Below are 13,623 nucleotides of genomic sequence, written 5' to 3'. Positions count from 1 at the left end.
CCCCACGAGCAAGGAAGCTCACAACAACCACCCCGTCCCCGGTAGCCGATGGGCTACCGGGTCAAAGTCGCTGATAGCGTCCAGCAGGTGGCGCGCGCTGATGGCGGATCGGCTCGACTGGAGGTCCTAGAACTCCTCGAGATCGCAGACCCGCGCACGATAGGCCCGACCGCGGTCCGACAGCAGCACCTTCGACGCGATGATATCGGGCGGTGGGATCGCGTCGAGGTAGACACCATCGACGGCGATACGATCCCGTGCTTCCTGATCACGCCCGATGATCACGCAGGGCTCGATGTCATCGCGGTGCACCAGCACGCGGGCGCGTTCAACCTCGGCAAGAGCGAGCCGGCTGGTCTCGCGGGCGATCCGAGCTTGGCCTACGGTCTGGCTCTGGTGCGCGCGGGTGCGCGCGTAATCCTGCCGGACCTCGTCGGCTTCGAAGAGCGTCAGCGTCGCTGGTCTGGCGATGCCGGAGCAGACGAACGGCTCGACGCCCTCTTCCGAGTGACGAACGGCAGTAGCCTGCAAGCGAAACACACTCGCGACATCGCCGCCGTGACCACCTGGTTACAAGAAGCCGGACCAAGCTCGGAGCAGCTCGGCATCATCGGACACTCGCTCGGCGGCCAAGTCGCGCTGTTCTCCCTCGCCGTCGACCCTCGCATTTCCCGCGGCGTCGTGAGCTGCGGTCTCGGAACCCTCGCTTCGTTCGAAGCAGCGCGCATCAACCACAATCCTGCGTGGTTCGTGCCGAGACTTCGGGCATCGGGAGACGTCGCGATGGTCGTGTCAGCAGTCGACCAGCCAGTGTTCGTTGCAGCTGGACGACGGGACCGGCTCTTCCCACTCGATGGAGTCCAGGAAGTACTTGATGCGTTCCGGCCGGGCTTGCTTACGGCCGAGCTGTTCGAGGACGGTCACGCAATGCCAGCACATGTCCTGGAAGCAGCGATACGACACCTACTCTCAACAGGCGCTGACTCATCTCGATAGCGGATCGGCTACCGGACGCTGATAGTCGGGAGTTGGATACAAGCATGTCGTCCAAGCTTCAGCCTCGCGTGCTCGGCCTGGCAATCGGTGCGGGGGCCCTGGTTGCGGGCCTCGTCATAGCGCTTCTCGGCCTCGTCCTTAGCGCCGATTTCGTCGGGCTCGTAGCGGCCGGGCTGGTGATCGCTGCGATGGGATTGGTCGTCGCGATAGTTGGAGCGATTGGCTTCGCCCTACACGGGTCCGCCCGATCTGCGCGCCAGAGGATGAGGTGATAGTCAGCGACTCATTGGCTAGTCCGATGGCCGATTCACTACCGGACGGTCCTCATGGGACTATCGCGGGCATGGAGACTGCGACCCGGCAAACCCCTGGACACCTCGTCGATGCTTTCGCTCGGGAGCATCGACGGCGGCTTCCCGGCCTTCTTGGCTCGCTCGTCATGACCGGTTCAGCGACGCTCGATGACTGGCGGCCAGGAATCAGCGACATCGACCTCGTGCTGATCACGACTCGTCCGGTTACCGCCGCGGACCTGCCCACGATCGCGGTGCTTCATGCGGTGCCAGAGGCGGGAACGCCGATCGACGGTCTCTACCTCACGGAAGCTCAGCTCGCCGCCGGCCCAGACGCGATCGAGGCCGCGCCTCAGGTGGTTGTTGGGAAGCTGGTCGCCGCTGAGAACGGCGGCGAGCTGACGTGGGTCACGTGGCGAGAGGTGGAGAACGGCGTCGAGTCGACGGTCTCGGAGGAGGGTGCTTCCTCATGGCTGCCGTCAACACGGCGGTTCCCAGGAGCGTTGGACGGCGCGAGAGCGTTCTCCCGGAAGAACCTGTTCGACTACTGGGCTCCTCTGGGTTCCGAGACGATCGAGCAGCTTGCCGGCCGTTCGGAGACGGCGACTGTGAATGCGGTAGCGGTGCGGTGGATCGCCCTTGGTCCCGCTCGATTGGTCGCGACCATCGAGGACGGGTTGGTTCTCTCGAAGACCGAGGCCGCCCGCTTCGCTTCCCGGAAGTGGCCGGAGTTCGAGGACCTGCTCTCTCGGGTTGTGGCATCGCGGGCCGGCGAGAACGTCGAATTCACCGTTGACGACGCCCGGCGCGCGATCGCGTTGCTTCAGCGCTGCGTCGACGCTGCGGACGGCGGTAGCCGGTAGCCGATGGACTGTCGAGACGCAGACTCCGGTCGGTCCGGCGCGTTCACGGTCGGGGATGGGGGTCGTGGGCGTGGCTTGGTTCGGCGGCGAACGCGCGTTCGTAGATGTCGTAGACGACCGCGGCCTTCGCGTCGTTGTAGCGCACACCTGCCCCGGCGCGCATAGCCTTCGCCTTTGCGTCGGCGTAGGCCTGTCGGTCGTCGGAGTGGGCTCGCAACCACTCCACGAACAGGCGATGCCGTTGCGGCTCCACTGCGTCGGGCCGCCAGACATGCAGATTGGTGTTGGGATCACCGAGGGTGAGCTGGCGGTGAGCATCACCTGCGATGACGTCGCGGAAGATTAGCCGGAACCCGACCGCTTCGAGCTTCGGCAACCAGGCTTGCTCATCGAGCACGTCAGGCACGAGCAGGTCAACGTCGATAACGGGCTTGGCGACCATCCCTGGTACGGCCGTTGAGCCGACGTGTTGAATGGTGCGATCAGCGCCAAGCGCATCCGCAACAAGATTGCGCACGCACGCGAACGACTCACCCCATCGCGGGTCATAAGCCTGTGGGGAACCGGGTTCGGTCTGTCGAAACGCGACGCGCTGAGACTGACGTGCGGCGTTGCTATCGGCGGCAAATGGGCGCCAGAGAGGGTGTGCGGGCACAGACACATCATGAACCGTTTATCGCGTCTCAGTAGCCGATCGACTATTGCGAGCGAGGGGCATCCACCCACTGGTCGCCGTTGGCGCGGAGGTAGGCCGCCGTGGATGTCCAGTACCGCCGGGACCGGTCGTGTACATCGTTGCCCACGGCTCCCAGCCGTCGGCGTGCGCCTGGCGCAGCAACGAGTGCATCGCGCCGCAGCCTACGGCCAAGCGACATCTCAACGAGCATCAGCGATCGGACAGTTCTCATGACACTCTTTGTGCATGACGATCGAGGTAGTCGAGGGCCGAAGCGCCAGCGACACGCGTCGAATCCTGGAAGCACTGCCCGACTGGTTCTGCGACCCCGCAGCCATCGACAACTACGTGGAAGCCACCGATGACCCACGCTACGAAAGCATGGTCGCAATCAGTCCTACAGGACCGGTTGGTATAGCGCTGAGTCGACGCCACTTCCATGAAGCTGCCGAACTGCATCTCATCGCGGTCGATCCGGGGGCACGCCGGTCCGGCGTGGGCCGGTCACTCGTCGAGCGCGTCGCAAGTGTGTTGGCGGCGGACGGCTGCTCGCTGCTATCAGTGCACACCGTTGGCCCATCGTTCCAGAACGAGCCATACGCGCACACACGGGCCTTCTACCGCAGCGTCGGGTTCACGCCGTTGGAGGAGCATGACGGCCTCGACTGGCCAGGTCCCACGCTCATTCTGGTCCGGCCATTGCAAGCAGCAGACCGCGAGGAGGACGTTCGTTAGCGGATGGGCAACTGAGATGGTGGCGTTGATCCCGTCACATGGACGCTGCTAGCGTTCGACGAACTGGTCCAACGATGGGGGAAAGGTGGCAGCGATGCCGTTCACCCCCCGGTGGACACTTTCCCACGAAGCCTGCGCCCGAGCTTGTCGGACCGCGGCCGATCCCTCCCGGAGTCATGGCAACGCAGCACTGAGCTGACCGTCACGGTCAGCCTTCCTCGCCGCGGGCATTCTGCTCGCGCACTTCTGCATGCCCGCGCCCCCGCACACGGCGGCGCGCTGACTTCACGGGATCACTTCCATGCTCTTCACCCCTGCCCGGTTCTGGGCTTCACTCGCGAGCCTGCGCGAGCACCGCTTCGTCACGTTCGCAGTCCTGACCGACACCATCGGCGCCGGCCTCACACTGCCGTTGACAATCGTCTACTTCACCATCACCACCCACGTGCCACTGGCGGTGATCGGTGTCCTCTCCACCGTCGCATCACTGGTCGCCCTTCCGATCGGACTCGTCGGCGGAAGCCTCACCGACCGGTTCGGCGCGAAGGCGTCGATGATCCTCAACAATCTCCTCTCAGCAGCCGGCTTCGCGCTTTACCTCTTCGCCCACGACCCGGTGATGATCTTCGCCGCGATCTTCCTCGCCAACGCGTCGGAGCGGCTCTACTGGACATCGTGGACTGCGTACGTCCACGACCTCGCGGCAGGCCGACCGTTCGAGCGCTGGTTCGCGTTCCTCGAAGCAACGAAAGCCGCAGCCCTCGGCACTGGCGCGATCATCGCCGCGATCACCCTCGCAAACGGGCACCAGGACGGGTTGAGGTGGCTGGTCCTCGCCAACGTCACCACCAGCATCGCCGCAGCCGTCGTGTTCGCAACGCAACGCACCGGACACCGTTCGCCGTGGACGGCAGCGCACGCCGACACGGGAGCGGCGGACACGCCTGGGTCGCTTCGCGACTTCGTCGTTGACCGGTCGATGCAACTCATCACACTTGGGCAGTTCCTGATCGGTCCCGCGATGGTGCTGCCGAACGTCGCGTTCAGCGTCCTGTTCATCCAGCGGTGGGGCATGTCCCCAGCAGTCGCACCCGTCCAGTTCGCCATCGCAACAGGCCTGTCCGCGCTGTTCCAGACCTCTGTCACGCGCTGGGTTGCAGGGCGGCAGCGCGGGACGCTTATCGCGCTCGGCGCGGTCCTGACCGCTGCGACGGCAGCGCCGCTGATCGTTCTTCCTCAACTGCACGGGCTGGCCGCGTGGTCCTACGTCGTCGCGGTCGCGATCCTGCTAGCCGCAGCGGACATGATCTACCTACCCGCAGCGAACGCGGTTATGGCAGAAGCCCCGCACCCGCGCATCCGCGGCCGAGCGATCGGGGTGTTCCAGACCGCGAGCTCGATCGGCATGGCACTATTCCCGCTCACCCTCGGACTGATGGACTCACGGACGCCCTGGCTGCTCTGGCTCATCGCCACAGGCGTGTTCCTCATCGCCGCATGGGTTTGGAGCGCAGGGGTCCGAGGCCTACCGCAACGGGTGCAAATCGCGGAGCTGAACGACATCGACGCGTGAGTCAGGCTTGGCCGGACCCGACCACGTCCGGCCAAGCCTCGTCTTGGTAGCGGATTGACTACTGCGACCGAAGGGCATCTAGCCACTGGTCGCGGTTGGCGCGGAGGTAGGCCGCCGTGGATGCCCAGTACTCGCCGTGACCGGTGGTGTACATCGTTGCCCACGGCTCCCAGCCGTCAGCGTGCGCTGGTTGCAGCAACGAGTGCATTGCGCCGCTGCGCTCGGCCATCGCGGTCGGGATATCCGCACGGAGTGCTTCGTCTGCTCCATACCCGTCGATGAACCACCGGAGGCGTTCGGCTGCTTCCGGTACGGGCCGTGACTGATCGAGCATCGGAAACGACTGCGCCGCGTAAGCGAGATCCCAGAGGCGCGTACTCGGGCCGGCGCCGTCCCAGTCGATGAACACCCACCGCTCGCCGACGACGAGGTTCCACGGTGCGAGATCGTTGTGACACAGCAGGTCGGGCCGGCCAGGTGCTGGGATCAACACGTCCCAGACCGCTTGGTCATCCGAGTACTCGCTGCTCGCGTCGTGGATACGACGCACCAGCGCTCCCGCTCGCCGAAGGCCAGCCTCGTCGAGCGGACCGACGTCCATCGCGAGGCTCCCCGGAACGTACTCGAGGACCTGGCGGCCGTGCTCGTCGAAACCTCGTGCAGCCGGTACGTCAACACCGCGCGCTCGTAAGAACGCCGTGAACCGAGAAACGGACGTTGAGGAAGGCGACGCCGGCTTGCGCACAGTGTCACCGACGCGCACCACACCCTCGGATGCGTTGCCGCCCGCCAGCGGGACCTCGTCGTCAATCATGGATCGATCGTCGCATGTCCCGTCCGATAGCCGATCCGCTGACGGAAGCTCGCGGAGCCGGTCCACGAACGGCCAGGAATTGTGCCGCTGGAACCCGCAGTGCGCCCGCATGCTCACGCTGCGTTTCGATTACGATCTCGCCGTGGCTGCGTTCTCCACCGACGATATCTTTGGCAGAAGGCTGGACTTCGAGATCGCCCGCGACGGCTTCGTGTGCCCGCTGCGAGGCGAGATCACCCTGCGGGATGCCGAGTCGTGGTTCCGGCACGAAGGTTACCGGGTGCTCGAGATGGAGGCCGGGGGCTGGGTTGACGACCGGCACATGCTCGCGACCTTCGCGGCAGCGCTCTCGTTCCCCGACTATTTCGGGATGAACCTGGACGCGCTTAACGACTGCATGTCCGATGTGGCGGAGGCTGAGTACGGGTGGGATGCGTCCGAAACCGGCGTCGTCATGGTCCTTGACGGTTTCAACCGTTTCGCCGACCGACGCCCTCGGACCGTTCATCACCTGCGGGAGATTCTCCGGAGGCAGGGCCGCTACGCATCGCTCTTCGGGAACAGGGTGCTCACCATCCTGGCCTGAAGGGGATCGGCTACCGAGCACAGGAGCAGGTAGCTCCCGGTACCGTTCACGTCGTGAAGATCGGTCTTCCTGTCATCGCCCTCGTTGGCATAGTCGTCGGAGTGCTCGGGTCCACTTATTCGACGTCGGGCCAGATGGTGCTCGGATGGATCATGATCGTTGCGGGCTTTGCTACTGCGGCTGTCGCGGTGACTGCGCGAGTACGCGAAAACCGCCAGCTGCTTCGTCGGTGGGCTGACGAGGACGAGCGCAAGCAGGACTGACCGCTCGTCTCGGCTGCCGATCGGCTACCGGGACGCTCGCTGCCCGGTCCGCTTTCGTCGCGGCGGCTTGGTCCGGAGGAGTCGTAGACGCACTCGGCATAAGCGCCACAGGGCTCGCAACGTTCGGCGGCAGTACCAGGCGACGGCAAGCCCGGCGAGGACGATCGGCAGAAGTTCCGGGGCGAGGAGGAACGTGCCGAAGACGACATCGAACATCTCGACGCCGACGAAGGAGATCGCAACGACCCACATTCATCCCGAAGACCGGCGGCATTGGTGGGGAACTGGAGCGTGGGTCGGTTCCGACCAGCGGCTGATGTGGCAGCCCGCATCGCATGGCATCGTCGTGATCATGCAGCGACAGGAAGTCCGGAGGTGGTTGCCCTCAGCCGCTGGGCTCGTGTTCGCCGCGCTCTGCACGCTCGCCTGCGTCCTTGTGCTGTTGCATGCTATCCGTGTTGACGCCGCCTATCAGCTGCGAGTTCCCGATCCCGGCGTGTTCGCCACGCCACCCGAGAACGTGTGGCGCGCGGACTCCCTCCAGGGGTTGGTCTGGATCGCGTCATTCCTGGCCGCGTTGGCCGTCGCGGTCCTCGGCTCGCACGAGGTCGATTCGCCCCGTGTCGTCGGCTCGGCGAGGGCGCTCGCACTCGTTGTGCAGATGCTCGGGGTTGTCGGCTTGTCCGCGGGAGTCGTCCTCGCGGTGTTCGGCTTCATCGAAATGCTTTGAGGAGCGAGGGCGCCCGCGTCCGGCCCGCAGTGCAACGCATCGCCCAGCGAGCACGAACCGCGGTCCGAGTCGTTTCATCCGCGCCCGGCTAGTCGACCGGCGAGGATCGCCGCGTGCAGCCCCCCGGGTGCGCGACGCGGCGCTGCGTCGGCCGTTGGCTTTACCGTGGCCGCATGCAAGCGGACCCGAAGCGACCGGGCGACCCGGAGTTGGCGATGATAGAAGCCCTGGAGGCGTGCATCGCCGACCCCGGGCACACTTTCACCGAGTTCGACGAAGGCATCGGGATGTGGATCGAACGGTCCCTCTTCGGGAAGCTGTCGTGGGACTACGACGACAACTGCACGATCGAGATCCTCCCCATGGGCCGATCAGCCGTCCGACGATTCCGCGAGCGTCAGGTCGACCCGATCCACCGCAAACGGGCCCTGCCGGACAAGTACCTCCGATTCGTGTGGGAACGCTGCAATGCCGGCTCCGAGACGTCCCCGACGGAGTTCCTGGCATCGAATCCGAACTGGTGCGGGGATGTCTACACACCACAGGAGATCGAGCGTGCCGGCGCATGGCTGCCGCGCGCGAGGCTTCATCGACGGAACGATGATGAACAATTCCGACGCACCGGTTCGTGTAACTATCACGCCCACGGGCGAGGAGGTCGTCGAAGCGAGCCGCTCCGTCCACGAGCACGTGGCAGGCGCCGGCGGCTCGTCCATGGTCACCAACATCTCCGGCGGCAACGTCAACCTTGCGCAGCACTCGCAGCACGTGACGCAGACGCAAGACAACCGCACCGGCTCAGCCGCCGCACTCGACCTCGTTGACGCGATCCGCGCGCAGATCGCGGAGCTCCCCGCGACCGAGCGGCAGCCTGTAGAGACCGCGACCGCGGCTCTTCACGCGGAAGCTGCTGGCCAGGCTCGACCAGCGCTCCTACGGGAACTGAGCAACAAGGCCGTCACCGCCGCCGTCAGGGCCGCCGCGACCGCCGGAGCGACCGACCTGGTTCAGCACCTCATGCCCCATCTACAGCATGTGCTCACGGCCGTCGGCGCCTGACGCTGCGTCCCCCTCCTCGCGACGGGGTTCCCCCACGCGGCCGAGCTCCCGGCCATCCGCGGCTCGACTGACGCCACGACCTGAAGGTGGGCGGGTCATGAGGACCCGCCATGTCGGGCAGTCTCAATAGGCGATCCTCCAACGGACGGCGGTTACGACCTACAGCTCGTTCGGACCGTCCGACAGAATCCGCTCCGCTATCTGATCGGCGGACTCGTCCCCGCCAATCGGACGCTCTCGCACGAAGGACAGCGGCTGCCACCCGTGGTACCAGTCACGCATCTCCTCGACCCCGAATTCGAGCGCCTTGGGCCGAGACGCATGCCGCTGAACCGTCTCCTCGAAGGTCAGGTCAAAGGCGTAGAAGCGAGCGTCGTCGGCTTGACCTGCGATCCGAGCGAGGACGTCCTCGTACTGGCGCGCGTTGAAGATGCCATCCATCACCACGTGCTGGCCCGAGCCAAGACAGTGGGCAGCAGCGGACTCCAGCAGATCCGCGTGTGCCATGCCAGCTGTTCCCTGCTCGCGGAAGATGACCCGGTAAAAGTAATCCTGGTGCAAGACCGCGGCGGGTCCAGCGAGCTTCGCTTGAAGCAGCTGCGCCACGGTCGATTTGCCAGAACCCGAGTTCCCGCGAAGAACTATCAGCACCCAAACACCCTAGCCAAGCGACAGGCTCGAGGCGTCTCGGTAGCCGATCGGCTATCGGACACCGCTGCGCACCACCGAGTTCGCTGGGGAAGCCCGTTCGGGTGGGAGGATCGCGGTGTGCCGATCGAGCTACCCGCAGGAGTCCTCGGTGTCGTCTTCGACGTCGGCGAGACGCTCGTCGACGAGTCGCGCGCCTGGTCCAGACAAGCGGAAGCTGCAGGCGTCACACCGTTCACCTTGATGGGACTGCTCGGCGCGCTGATCGCGCGCGGTGAAGACCACCGCCGAGTATGGGCGCTCCTCGGCATCGAGAAGCCCGCGGCGCGCACGCTGATCGAGGAAGCAGACCTCTATCCGGACGCGCTGCCATGCCTTCGCGCGGTCGACGAGCGCGGCCTCGTCGTGGGGATCGCGGGAAATCAGCCGGCGGGAGTGGAAGCGCAGCTTCGCGCGGCAGGCTTCTCACCGCACTTCCTGGCTTCCTCCGCCGCATGGGGCGTGGAGAAGCCCTCGCCCGAGTTCTTCGACCGCGTCGTGGCGGAGGCTGGCCTCGAGCCGGGAGCGATCCTCTACGTCGGTGACCGCTTGGATAACGACGTCCTCCCTGCGCGCGCTGCCGGCATGCGAACCGGGTTCATCCGGCGGGGCCCATGGGGCCACCTTCACGCTCAACGACCGGAAGCACGCCTCGCGGACCTTCGACTGAACACCCTGGCGGAACTCACCGACGCCATGGTCGCCGGACGGCCAGCCGAGACACTAGCTCCGTCTTGACCAGGCGCAGTCGAGTGTGATTCGAGGGGCGTCGGCAACCGATCGGCCAGTGGGACTGTCGGGGTGATGCGGCGGTACGCCGCGATCTTGCGCGTCGCGCGCACAGGTGGGAGCGTTACGTCGGCCGTTTCAAGGAGGAACTAGTGTCGACCGATTTCGTGTCCGTGAACATGCAGAACTGGGATGAGCGGGTCACGCACCACCTTGACGCCTACGGTGCGCAAGACTTCGCCGCAGACCCGGCGGCGGTGCGCGCAACCAAGGAAGCCGAGCTGCTTGGCCCGTTCCTGCCCGATGGTTCTTTTGACGGGTTGACCATGGTGCACCTGCAGTGCCACATCGGCATCGACACCATTAGCTTCGCGCGCCGTGGTGCGCGCGTCGTCGGGACCGATATCTCCGGAGAGGCCATCAGCGCCGCACGGGTGCTGGCCGAATCTGCCGGAACTCCGGGAGCGACGTTCGTCCAGTGCCGCAACGAAGATGCTCCCGGTGTCCTCGGACGAACGTTCGATGTGGTCTTCACGTCTGTCGGTGTCCTGGCGTGGCTTGGAGACCTCACCGCGTGGGCCGAGGCCGTCGCAAAGCTGCTCCGCCCAAGTGGGGTTTTCCTGGTGTACGACGCCCATCCGATGCTGAATGCAATGGAGTACGAGCGCGACGACGATCTGCTCGTGGTCGGCGAGCCGTACTTCCATGCGGCCGAACCCAAACGCTTCGACGACGGCGTCACCTACGCCGGCGACGCTCTCATGAGCAACGCCGTCACTTACCAATGGCCGCACGACCTCGCAGAGATCCTCAGCGCGATCCTGCACGCTGGGTTGCGGATCGAGACGTTCGACGAGCACGAGCAGATGCCCTGGAAAGCGCTTCCGAACATGCACCAGACCGGTGACGGTTGGGTCCTGCCAGCCAGCGCAGAGCGGATCCCGCTGATGTTCTCCCTCGTCGCTTCAAAGCGCTGAAGCGAACAACGCAGCTGGTTACCCGGCGGCGATGGTTCGGTAGCCGATCGCTATCGGACCGGGTTTGGCTGTCGATTTGGTCGTATCCGTTTAGTGAGAGAGGGCATCGCATCTAGGGTCGGGATGTGGGTGGCGCGCGGATGGTGTTTTGGGACTTCGACGGCACCCTGGCTGTGCGCGAGGGGAGTTGGCCGACCATTCTCCGCGAGGCTGTGCTGGCTGCTGATCCGACTCACGCGGTGGACCTCGACGCCCTGGCGATCGGGCTGAGCGGGGGGTTCCCGCAATGGGGGCCGGAAGGCATGGGCCTGCACCGTCGCGCGTCCGACTGGTGGCGTGCAGCGTCCCCGGTTCTCGTGGACGCATGCCTCGGTGCCGGCGTCAGCCCCACGATTGCGCGACAGGCGATGGTCAAGCTTCCGTCCCTCTACTACGAACCGACCGCGTGGCGGACGCTGCCCGGTGCCCGCGAGGCGCTTGAGGCGGTGACACGCGCAGGGCTACCCAACGTGGTGCTGAGCAACCGTGCTCCGGAGCTGCCTGGTCTAGTAGATGCCCTGGGCTTTGGTTGGCTAGTAGTACGGACCATCACGAGCGCGTCGCTTGGAGTCGAAAAACCGAACCCCGTCATGTTCGAGACCGCGCTCCGTCTCGTCGGTGCGGCACGAGACAGCTGGATGGTCGGCGACAACCCGGTCGCGGACGTTGCCGGTGCTCGCGGGGTCGGAATGAGAGCCGTGCTCGTCCATCGTGCAGACGGGCCCACGTCCGCAATGACACTCACGGACGCAGCAGCACATATCGTCGCCAACGAAGCGGAGGGCGCGGGCGCCAGTATCCGCTGACGGATCCGTCACCGGGCTCGCCGGACTGTTATCCGTTTAGGAGTCGGCGAGAGCGTGGAAGAACTGGCCGTGTGGGCCGACGATGGCGACGGGTGCGCCGTTGACCGCCAGGACGGTGCCGTTCTCGATGCCTGCCGGTAAGCTGCGTCGCAATCTCCGGGAGTACCGACTTACCTTCGTTACTGATCCACACAGCACCGCTCGCGCGCACCTTGCCGACGAACGACTCGCGCGCGCCCGGGCTCAGGTACACGAGCACGGCGCTGTGGAAGACGACCAACGTCGCGTCAGCTGGTGCCTGCGCGGCGAGCTCCTCGAACGCTTCATTCAGGTCACCCGCCACCAGCAGCGGCCGGTGTGCCGCAACGACGGATGCCGCCGCGTGCAGATTCCGGCGTCGCTCGTCATGCTCGGGCCACACGAGTGTCTCTAGCCATTCCAGTGACACCGGATCCACGATGTCGAGAGGATTCAGATCAATGCCGGCACGCCAGACGATTTCCGGGAGGCGCGTCGGGGTTGAACGCCCGCGTAGCTCGGTCTCGAGCGCAACAGCGCTGCCGCCTGCAGGTGCCAGTTCGTCCACTCCGCGTTCGGTGACGAAGCGGTAGGCGTACTTGTCCGGGTACAGGCACAATCCCGCAGACGCTCCAACTTCAAGCAAGGCGATCGGTCCGGTGATCTTCGCTAATTCAGGCAAAAGCACGGCACACCGGCGGACTTCATTCGTCTGCGTGGCGTGGGTGAGTGCAATCCCGCGGATCGCATCCCACCTGGCCATGAACTCACTCCTTGCCTCCTCGTAGGGCACGAGAGGAACACCAGCCATCCGGGCCGAAGCGAAGACAAGGTTCGGTTGCCGCTTCGTCGTGGGCAGCTCCTCGACCAGCTTCACGATGTGCTCATCGGCCGCGATCCCAGTCGCCCAGTCGAAGTACAGATCGGAGACGCCATGCGCTTCGATTTGCGCCCACGCCCGATACTTCTCCCCAGCCACACCCACAGACGCATCCTACGGAAGGCACTCGCCCAGCCCCGGGAGCCGATCCACTGCGGGACAGGAGCTGCCGGTACGCTGCCGACATGATGGTGTCGCCATGAGTAGGCCCGAATGGACACCGAATCAGCGAGCCTGGCGCAAGACGCGCAGGTGGTTCATCGTCGCGATCATCTTCGGGGCATTCGCTTTGCTCTTTGCAGTTCTGCGCCTGGTGGGTGAACCGTCAGTGGGCCAAGTGGTGCAAGTCGTCTGCTGGGTCATCTTCGTGGCCGCGTTCTCAGTGGTGCTAAGGCGGGAAGACCGTCGGAAGCGTTAACGCGTAACCGGCGCCCGGTAAGCCATCCGTCGTCGGACGCCAACGACGGCTCCCTCCTACGCTCGACGCTGTGCCCCAGTTCGTTCGCTATCAAAGCGCCGTGCCCAACCGACACGGACGATTCCCCGGAGTGTTCGCCCTCGCCAACGGCCTTCGCGACGACGGCCTGCTGACCGCCGAAGACCAGTCGTGGCTGCTCGAAGCAAATCAGAAAGCGACCGAGGCCTACGTCGATCCATCGACCGTCTATGCCGCCTGCTATGACTCAACGGTCAACCCCGGTGCCCGAGCTTGGTTCGTTGCGGACGCCACGGATCTGCTCGCAATGACCGTGCCGTACCTTCAACTCCTCGATCGGTACGAGGTGCCCTGGATGCAACTCACAACGCGCACCCCAGGGCGCATCGTCTACCAGGACGCTGCGCAGGTCGTCGCCGTCCCCTATCAGCACCCCGAGGACTGGCCTTTCCCCTGACGTCTC

The 13,623-nt window shown here is 65.4% G+C and carries 17 protein-coding genes and 1 pseudogene; 12 read left to right on the top strand and 6 right to left on the bottom strand.

The features are described from left to right. Nucleotides 1-126: 126 nt before the first annotated feature. The gene (locus DEI94_RS16890) at nucleotides 127-540 is read right to left on the bottom strand and encodes a hypothetical protein (protein WP_181441917.1); all 414 of its coding nucleotides are present in this window, start codon (nucleotides 538-540) and stop codon (nucleotides 127-129) included. On the opposite strand from DEI94_RS16890, the pseudogene DEI94_RS19780 reads away from it, so the two are divergent. Next, a pseudogene (locus tag DEI94_RS19780) lies at nucleotides 421-708 on the top strand (alpha/beta hydrolase family protein); the annotation flags it as partial. The gene DEI94_RS16890 and the pseudogene DEI94_RS19780 sit on opposite strands and share 120 nt — an antisense overlap. Nucleotides 709-792: 84 nt before the next feature. On the opposite strand, the gene DEI94_RS16885 reads toward DEI94_RS19780, so the two are convergent. Then, nucleotides 793-924 (bottom strand): hypothetical protein, encoded by a 132-nt coding sequence (locus DEI94_RS16885; RefSeq protein WP_258378116.1) that lies wholly within the window; start codon nucleotides 922-924, stop codon nucleotides 793-795. A gap of 415 nt (nucleotides 925-1,339) precedes the next feature. On the opposite strand from DEI94_RS16885, the gene DEI94_RS16880 reads away from it, so the two are divergent. Further along, nucleotides 1,340-2,152 carry a nucleotidyltransferase domain-containing protein gene (locus DEI94_RS16880; RefSeq protein ID WP_111027833.1) on the top strand — a complete coding sequence of 271 codons (813 nt, stop codon included), beginning with the start codon at nucleotides 1,340-1,342 and terminating at the stop codon, nucleotides 2,150-2,152. Nucleotides 2,153-2,195: 43 nt separating this feature from the next. Here DEI94_RS16880 and DEI94_RS16875 read toward each other — a convergent pair whose 3' ends face one another. Beyond that, complete coding sequence (locus DEI94_RS16875) at nucleotides 2,196-2,807, bottom strand: GrpB family protein (protein ID WP_181441918.1); 612 nt, start codon at nucleotides 2,805-2,807, stop codon at nucleotides 2,196-2,198. Nucleotides 2,808-3,074: 267 nt separating this feature from the next. Between DEI94_RS16875 and DEI94_RS16870 the strand changes: the two genes are divergently transcribed. Both DEI94_RS16870 and DEI94_RS16865 read left to right on the top strand, forming a co-directional pair. After that, nucleotides 3,075-3,563, top strand: a complete 489-nt coding sequence (locus DEI94_RS16870; protein WP_111027835.1) for a GNAT family N-acetyltransferase — start codon at nucleotides 3,075-3,077, stop codon at nucleotides 3,561-3,563. Between the two features lie 301 nt (nucleotides 3,564-3,864). Beyond that, entirely contained in the window at nucleotides 3,865-5,136 is a 1,272-nt protein-coding gene (locus tag DEI94_RS16865) for an MFS transporter (protein ID WP_111027836.1), read from the top strand. Nucleotides 5,137-5,194: 58 nt separating this feature from the next. On the opposite strand, the gene DEI94_RS16860 is transcribed toward DEI94_RS16865, so the two are convergent. Then, nucleotides 5,195-5,950 carry a phosphotransferase gene (locus DEI94_RS16860; RefSeq protein WP_111027837.1) on the bottom strand — a complete coding sequence of 252 codons (756 nt, stop codon included), beginning with the start codon at nucleotides 5,948-5,950 and terminating at the stop codon, nucleotides 5,195-5,197. Between the two features lie 142 nt (nucleotides 5,951-6,092). Between DEI94_RS16860 and DEI94_RS16855 the strand changes: the two genes are divergently transcribed. From DEI94_RS16855 to DEI94_RS16840, 4 genes are all read left to right on the top strand, one after another. After that, on the top strand, nucleotides 6,093-6,536 hold the full coding sequence (locus DEI94_RS16855) for a barstar family protein (RefSeq protein ID WP_181441919.1): 444 nt from the start codon (nucleotides 6,093-6,095) through the stop codon (nucleotides 6,534-6,536). Nucleotides 6,537-6,589: 53 nt separating this feature from the next. Next, nucleotides 6,590-6,799 carry a hypothetical protein gene (locus DEI94_RS16850; protein ID WP_111027839.1) on the top strand — a complete coding sequence of 70 codons (210 nt, stop codon included), beginning with the start codon at nucleotides 6,590-6,592 and terminating at the stop codon, nucleotides 6,797-6,799. Between the two features lie 193 nt (nucleotides 6,800-6,992). Next, nucleotides 6,993-7,529 carry a hypothetical protein gene (locus DEI94_RS16845; protein WP_146249596.1) on the top strand — a complete coding sequence of 179 codons (537 nt, stop codon included), beginning with the start codon at nucleotides 6,993-6,995 and terminating at the stop codon, nucleotides 7,527-7,529. Nucleotides 7,530-8,129: 600 nt separating this feature from the next. Next, entirely contained in the window at nucleotides 8,130-8,588 is a 459-nt protein-coding gene (locus DEI94_RS16840) for a hypothetical protein (protein ID WP_111027841.1), read from the top strand. A gap of 159 nt (nucleotides 8,589-8,747) precedes the next feature. Here DEI94_RS16840 and DEI94_RS16835 read toward each other — a convergent pair whose 3' ends face one another. After that, entirely contained in the window at nucleotides 8,748-9,194 is a 447-nt protein-coding gene (locus tag DEI94_RS16835) for a P-loop NTPase family protein (protein ID WP_258378117.1), read from the bottom strand. Between DEI94_RS16835 and DEI94_RS16830 the strand changes: the two genes are divergently transcribed. From DEI94_RS16830 to DEI94_RS16820, 3 genes are all read left to right on the top strand, one after another. After that, nucleotides 9,177-10,013, top strand: coding sequence for an HAD family hydrolase (locus DEI94_RS16830; protein ID WP_258378118.1), 837 nt, complete (start codon nucleotides 9,177-9,179; stop codon nucleotides 10,011-10,013). The two genes, DEI94_RS16835 and DEI94_RS16830, sit on opposite strands and share 18 nt — an antisense overlap. Nucleotides 10,014-10,156: 143 nt before the next feature. Next, nucleotides 10,157-10,981, top strand: coding sequence for a class I SAM-dependent methyltransferase (locus DEI94_RS16825; protein ID WP_111027844.1), 825 nt, complete (start codon nucleotides 10,157-10,159; stop codon nucleotides 10,979-10,981). Nucleotides 10,982-11,106: 125 nt separating this feature from the next. Then, the gene (locus DEI94_RS16820) at nucleotides 11,107-11,826 is read left to right on the top strand and encodes an HAD family hydrolase (RefSeq protein WP_146249597.1); all 720 of its coding nucleotides are present in this window, start codon (nucleotides 11,107-11,109) and stop codon (nucleotides 11,824-11,826) included. A gap of 28 nt (nucleotides 11,827-11,854) precedes the next feature. Here DEI94_RS16820 and DEI94_RS16815 read toward each other — a convergent pair whose 3' ends face one another. Then, nucleotides 11,855-12,823, bottom strand: coding sequence for a DUF2332 domain-containing protein (locus DEI94_RS16815; RefSeq protein ID WP_258378119.1), 969 nt, complete (start codon nucleotides 12,821-12,823; stop codon nucleotides 11,855-11,857). A 389-nt stretch (nucleotides 12,824-13,212) separates the two neighbouring features. On the opposite strand from DEI94_RS16815, the gene DEI94_RS16810 reads away from it, so the two are divergent. Continuing rightward, on the top strand, nucleotides 13,213-13,617 hold the full coding sequence (locus DEI94_RS16810; protein WP_111027846.1) for a hypothetical protein: 405 nt from the start codon (nucleotides 13,213-13,215) through the stop codon (nucleotides 13,615-13,617). Nucleotides 13,618-13,623 lie beyond the last annotated feature (6 nt).

Origin of the sequence: Curtobacterium sp. MCBD17_040, from assembly GCF_003234805.2 — a bacterium.
Classification (GTDB): domain Bacteria; phylum Actinomycetota; class Actinomycetes; order Actinomycetales; family Microbacteriaceae; genus Curtobacterium.
This window is presented reverse-complemented; position numbering and strand designations above follow the sequence as displayed.

Coding starts and splice junctions, on each gene's coding strand:
- DEI94_RS16865 (WP_111027836.1), top strand. CDS start 3,865: ATGCTCTTCACCCCTGCCCGGTTCTGGGCTTCACTCGCGAGCCTGCGC.
- DEI94_RS16880 (WP_111027833.1), top strand. CDS start 1,340: ATGGAGACTGCGACCCGGCAAACCCCTGGACACCTCGTCGATGCTTTC.
- DEI94_RS16840 (WP_111027841.1), top strand. CDS start 8,130: ATGATGAACAATTCCGACGCACCGGTTCGTGTAACTATCACGCCCACG.
- DEI94_RS16860 (WP_111027837.1), bottom strand. CDS start 5,950: ATGATTGACGACGAGGTCCCGCTGGCGGGCGGCAACGCATCCGAGGGT.
- DEI94_RS16870 (WP_111027835.1), top strand. CDS start 3,075: ATGACGATCGAGGTAGTCGAGGGCCGAAGCGCCAGCGACACGCGTCGA.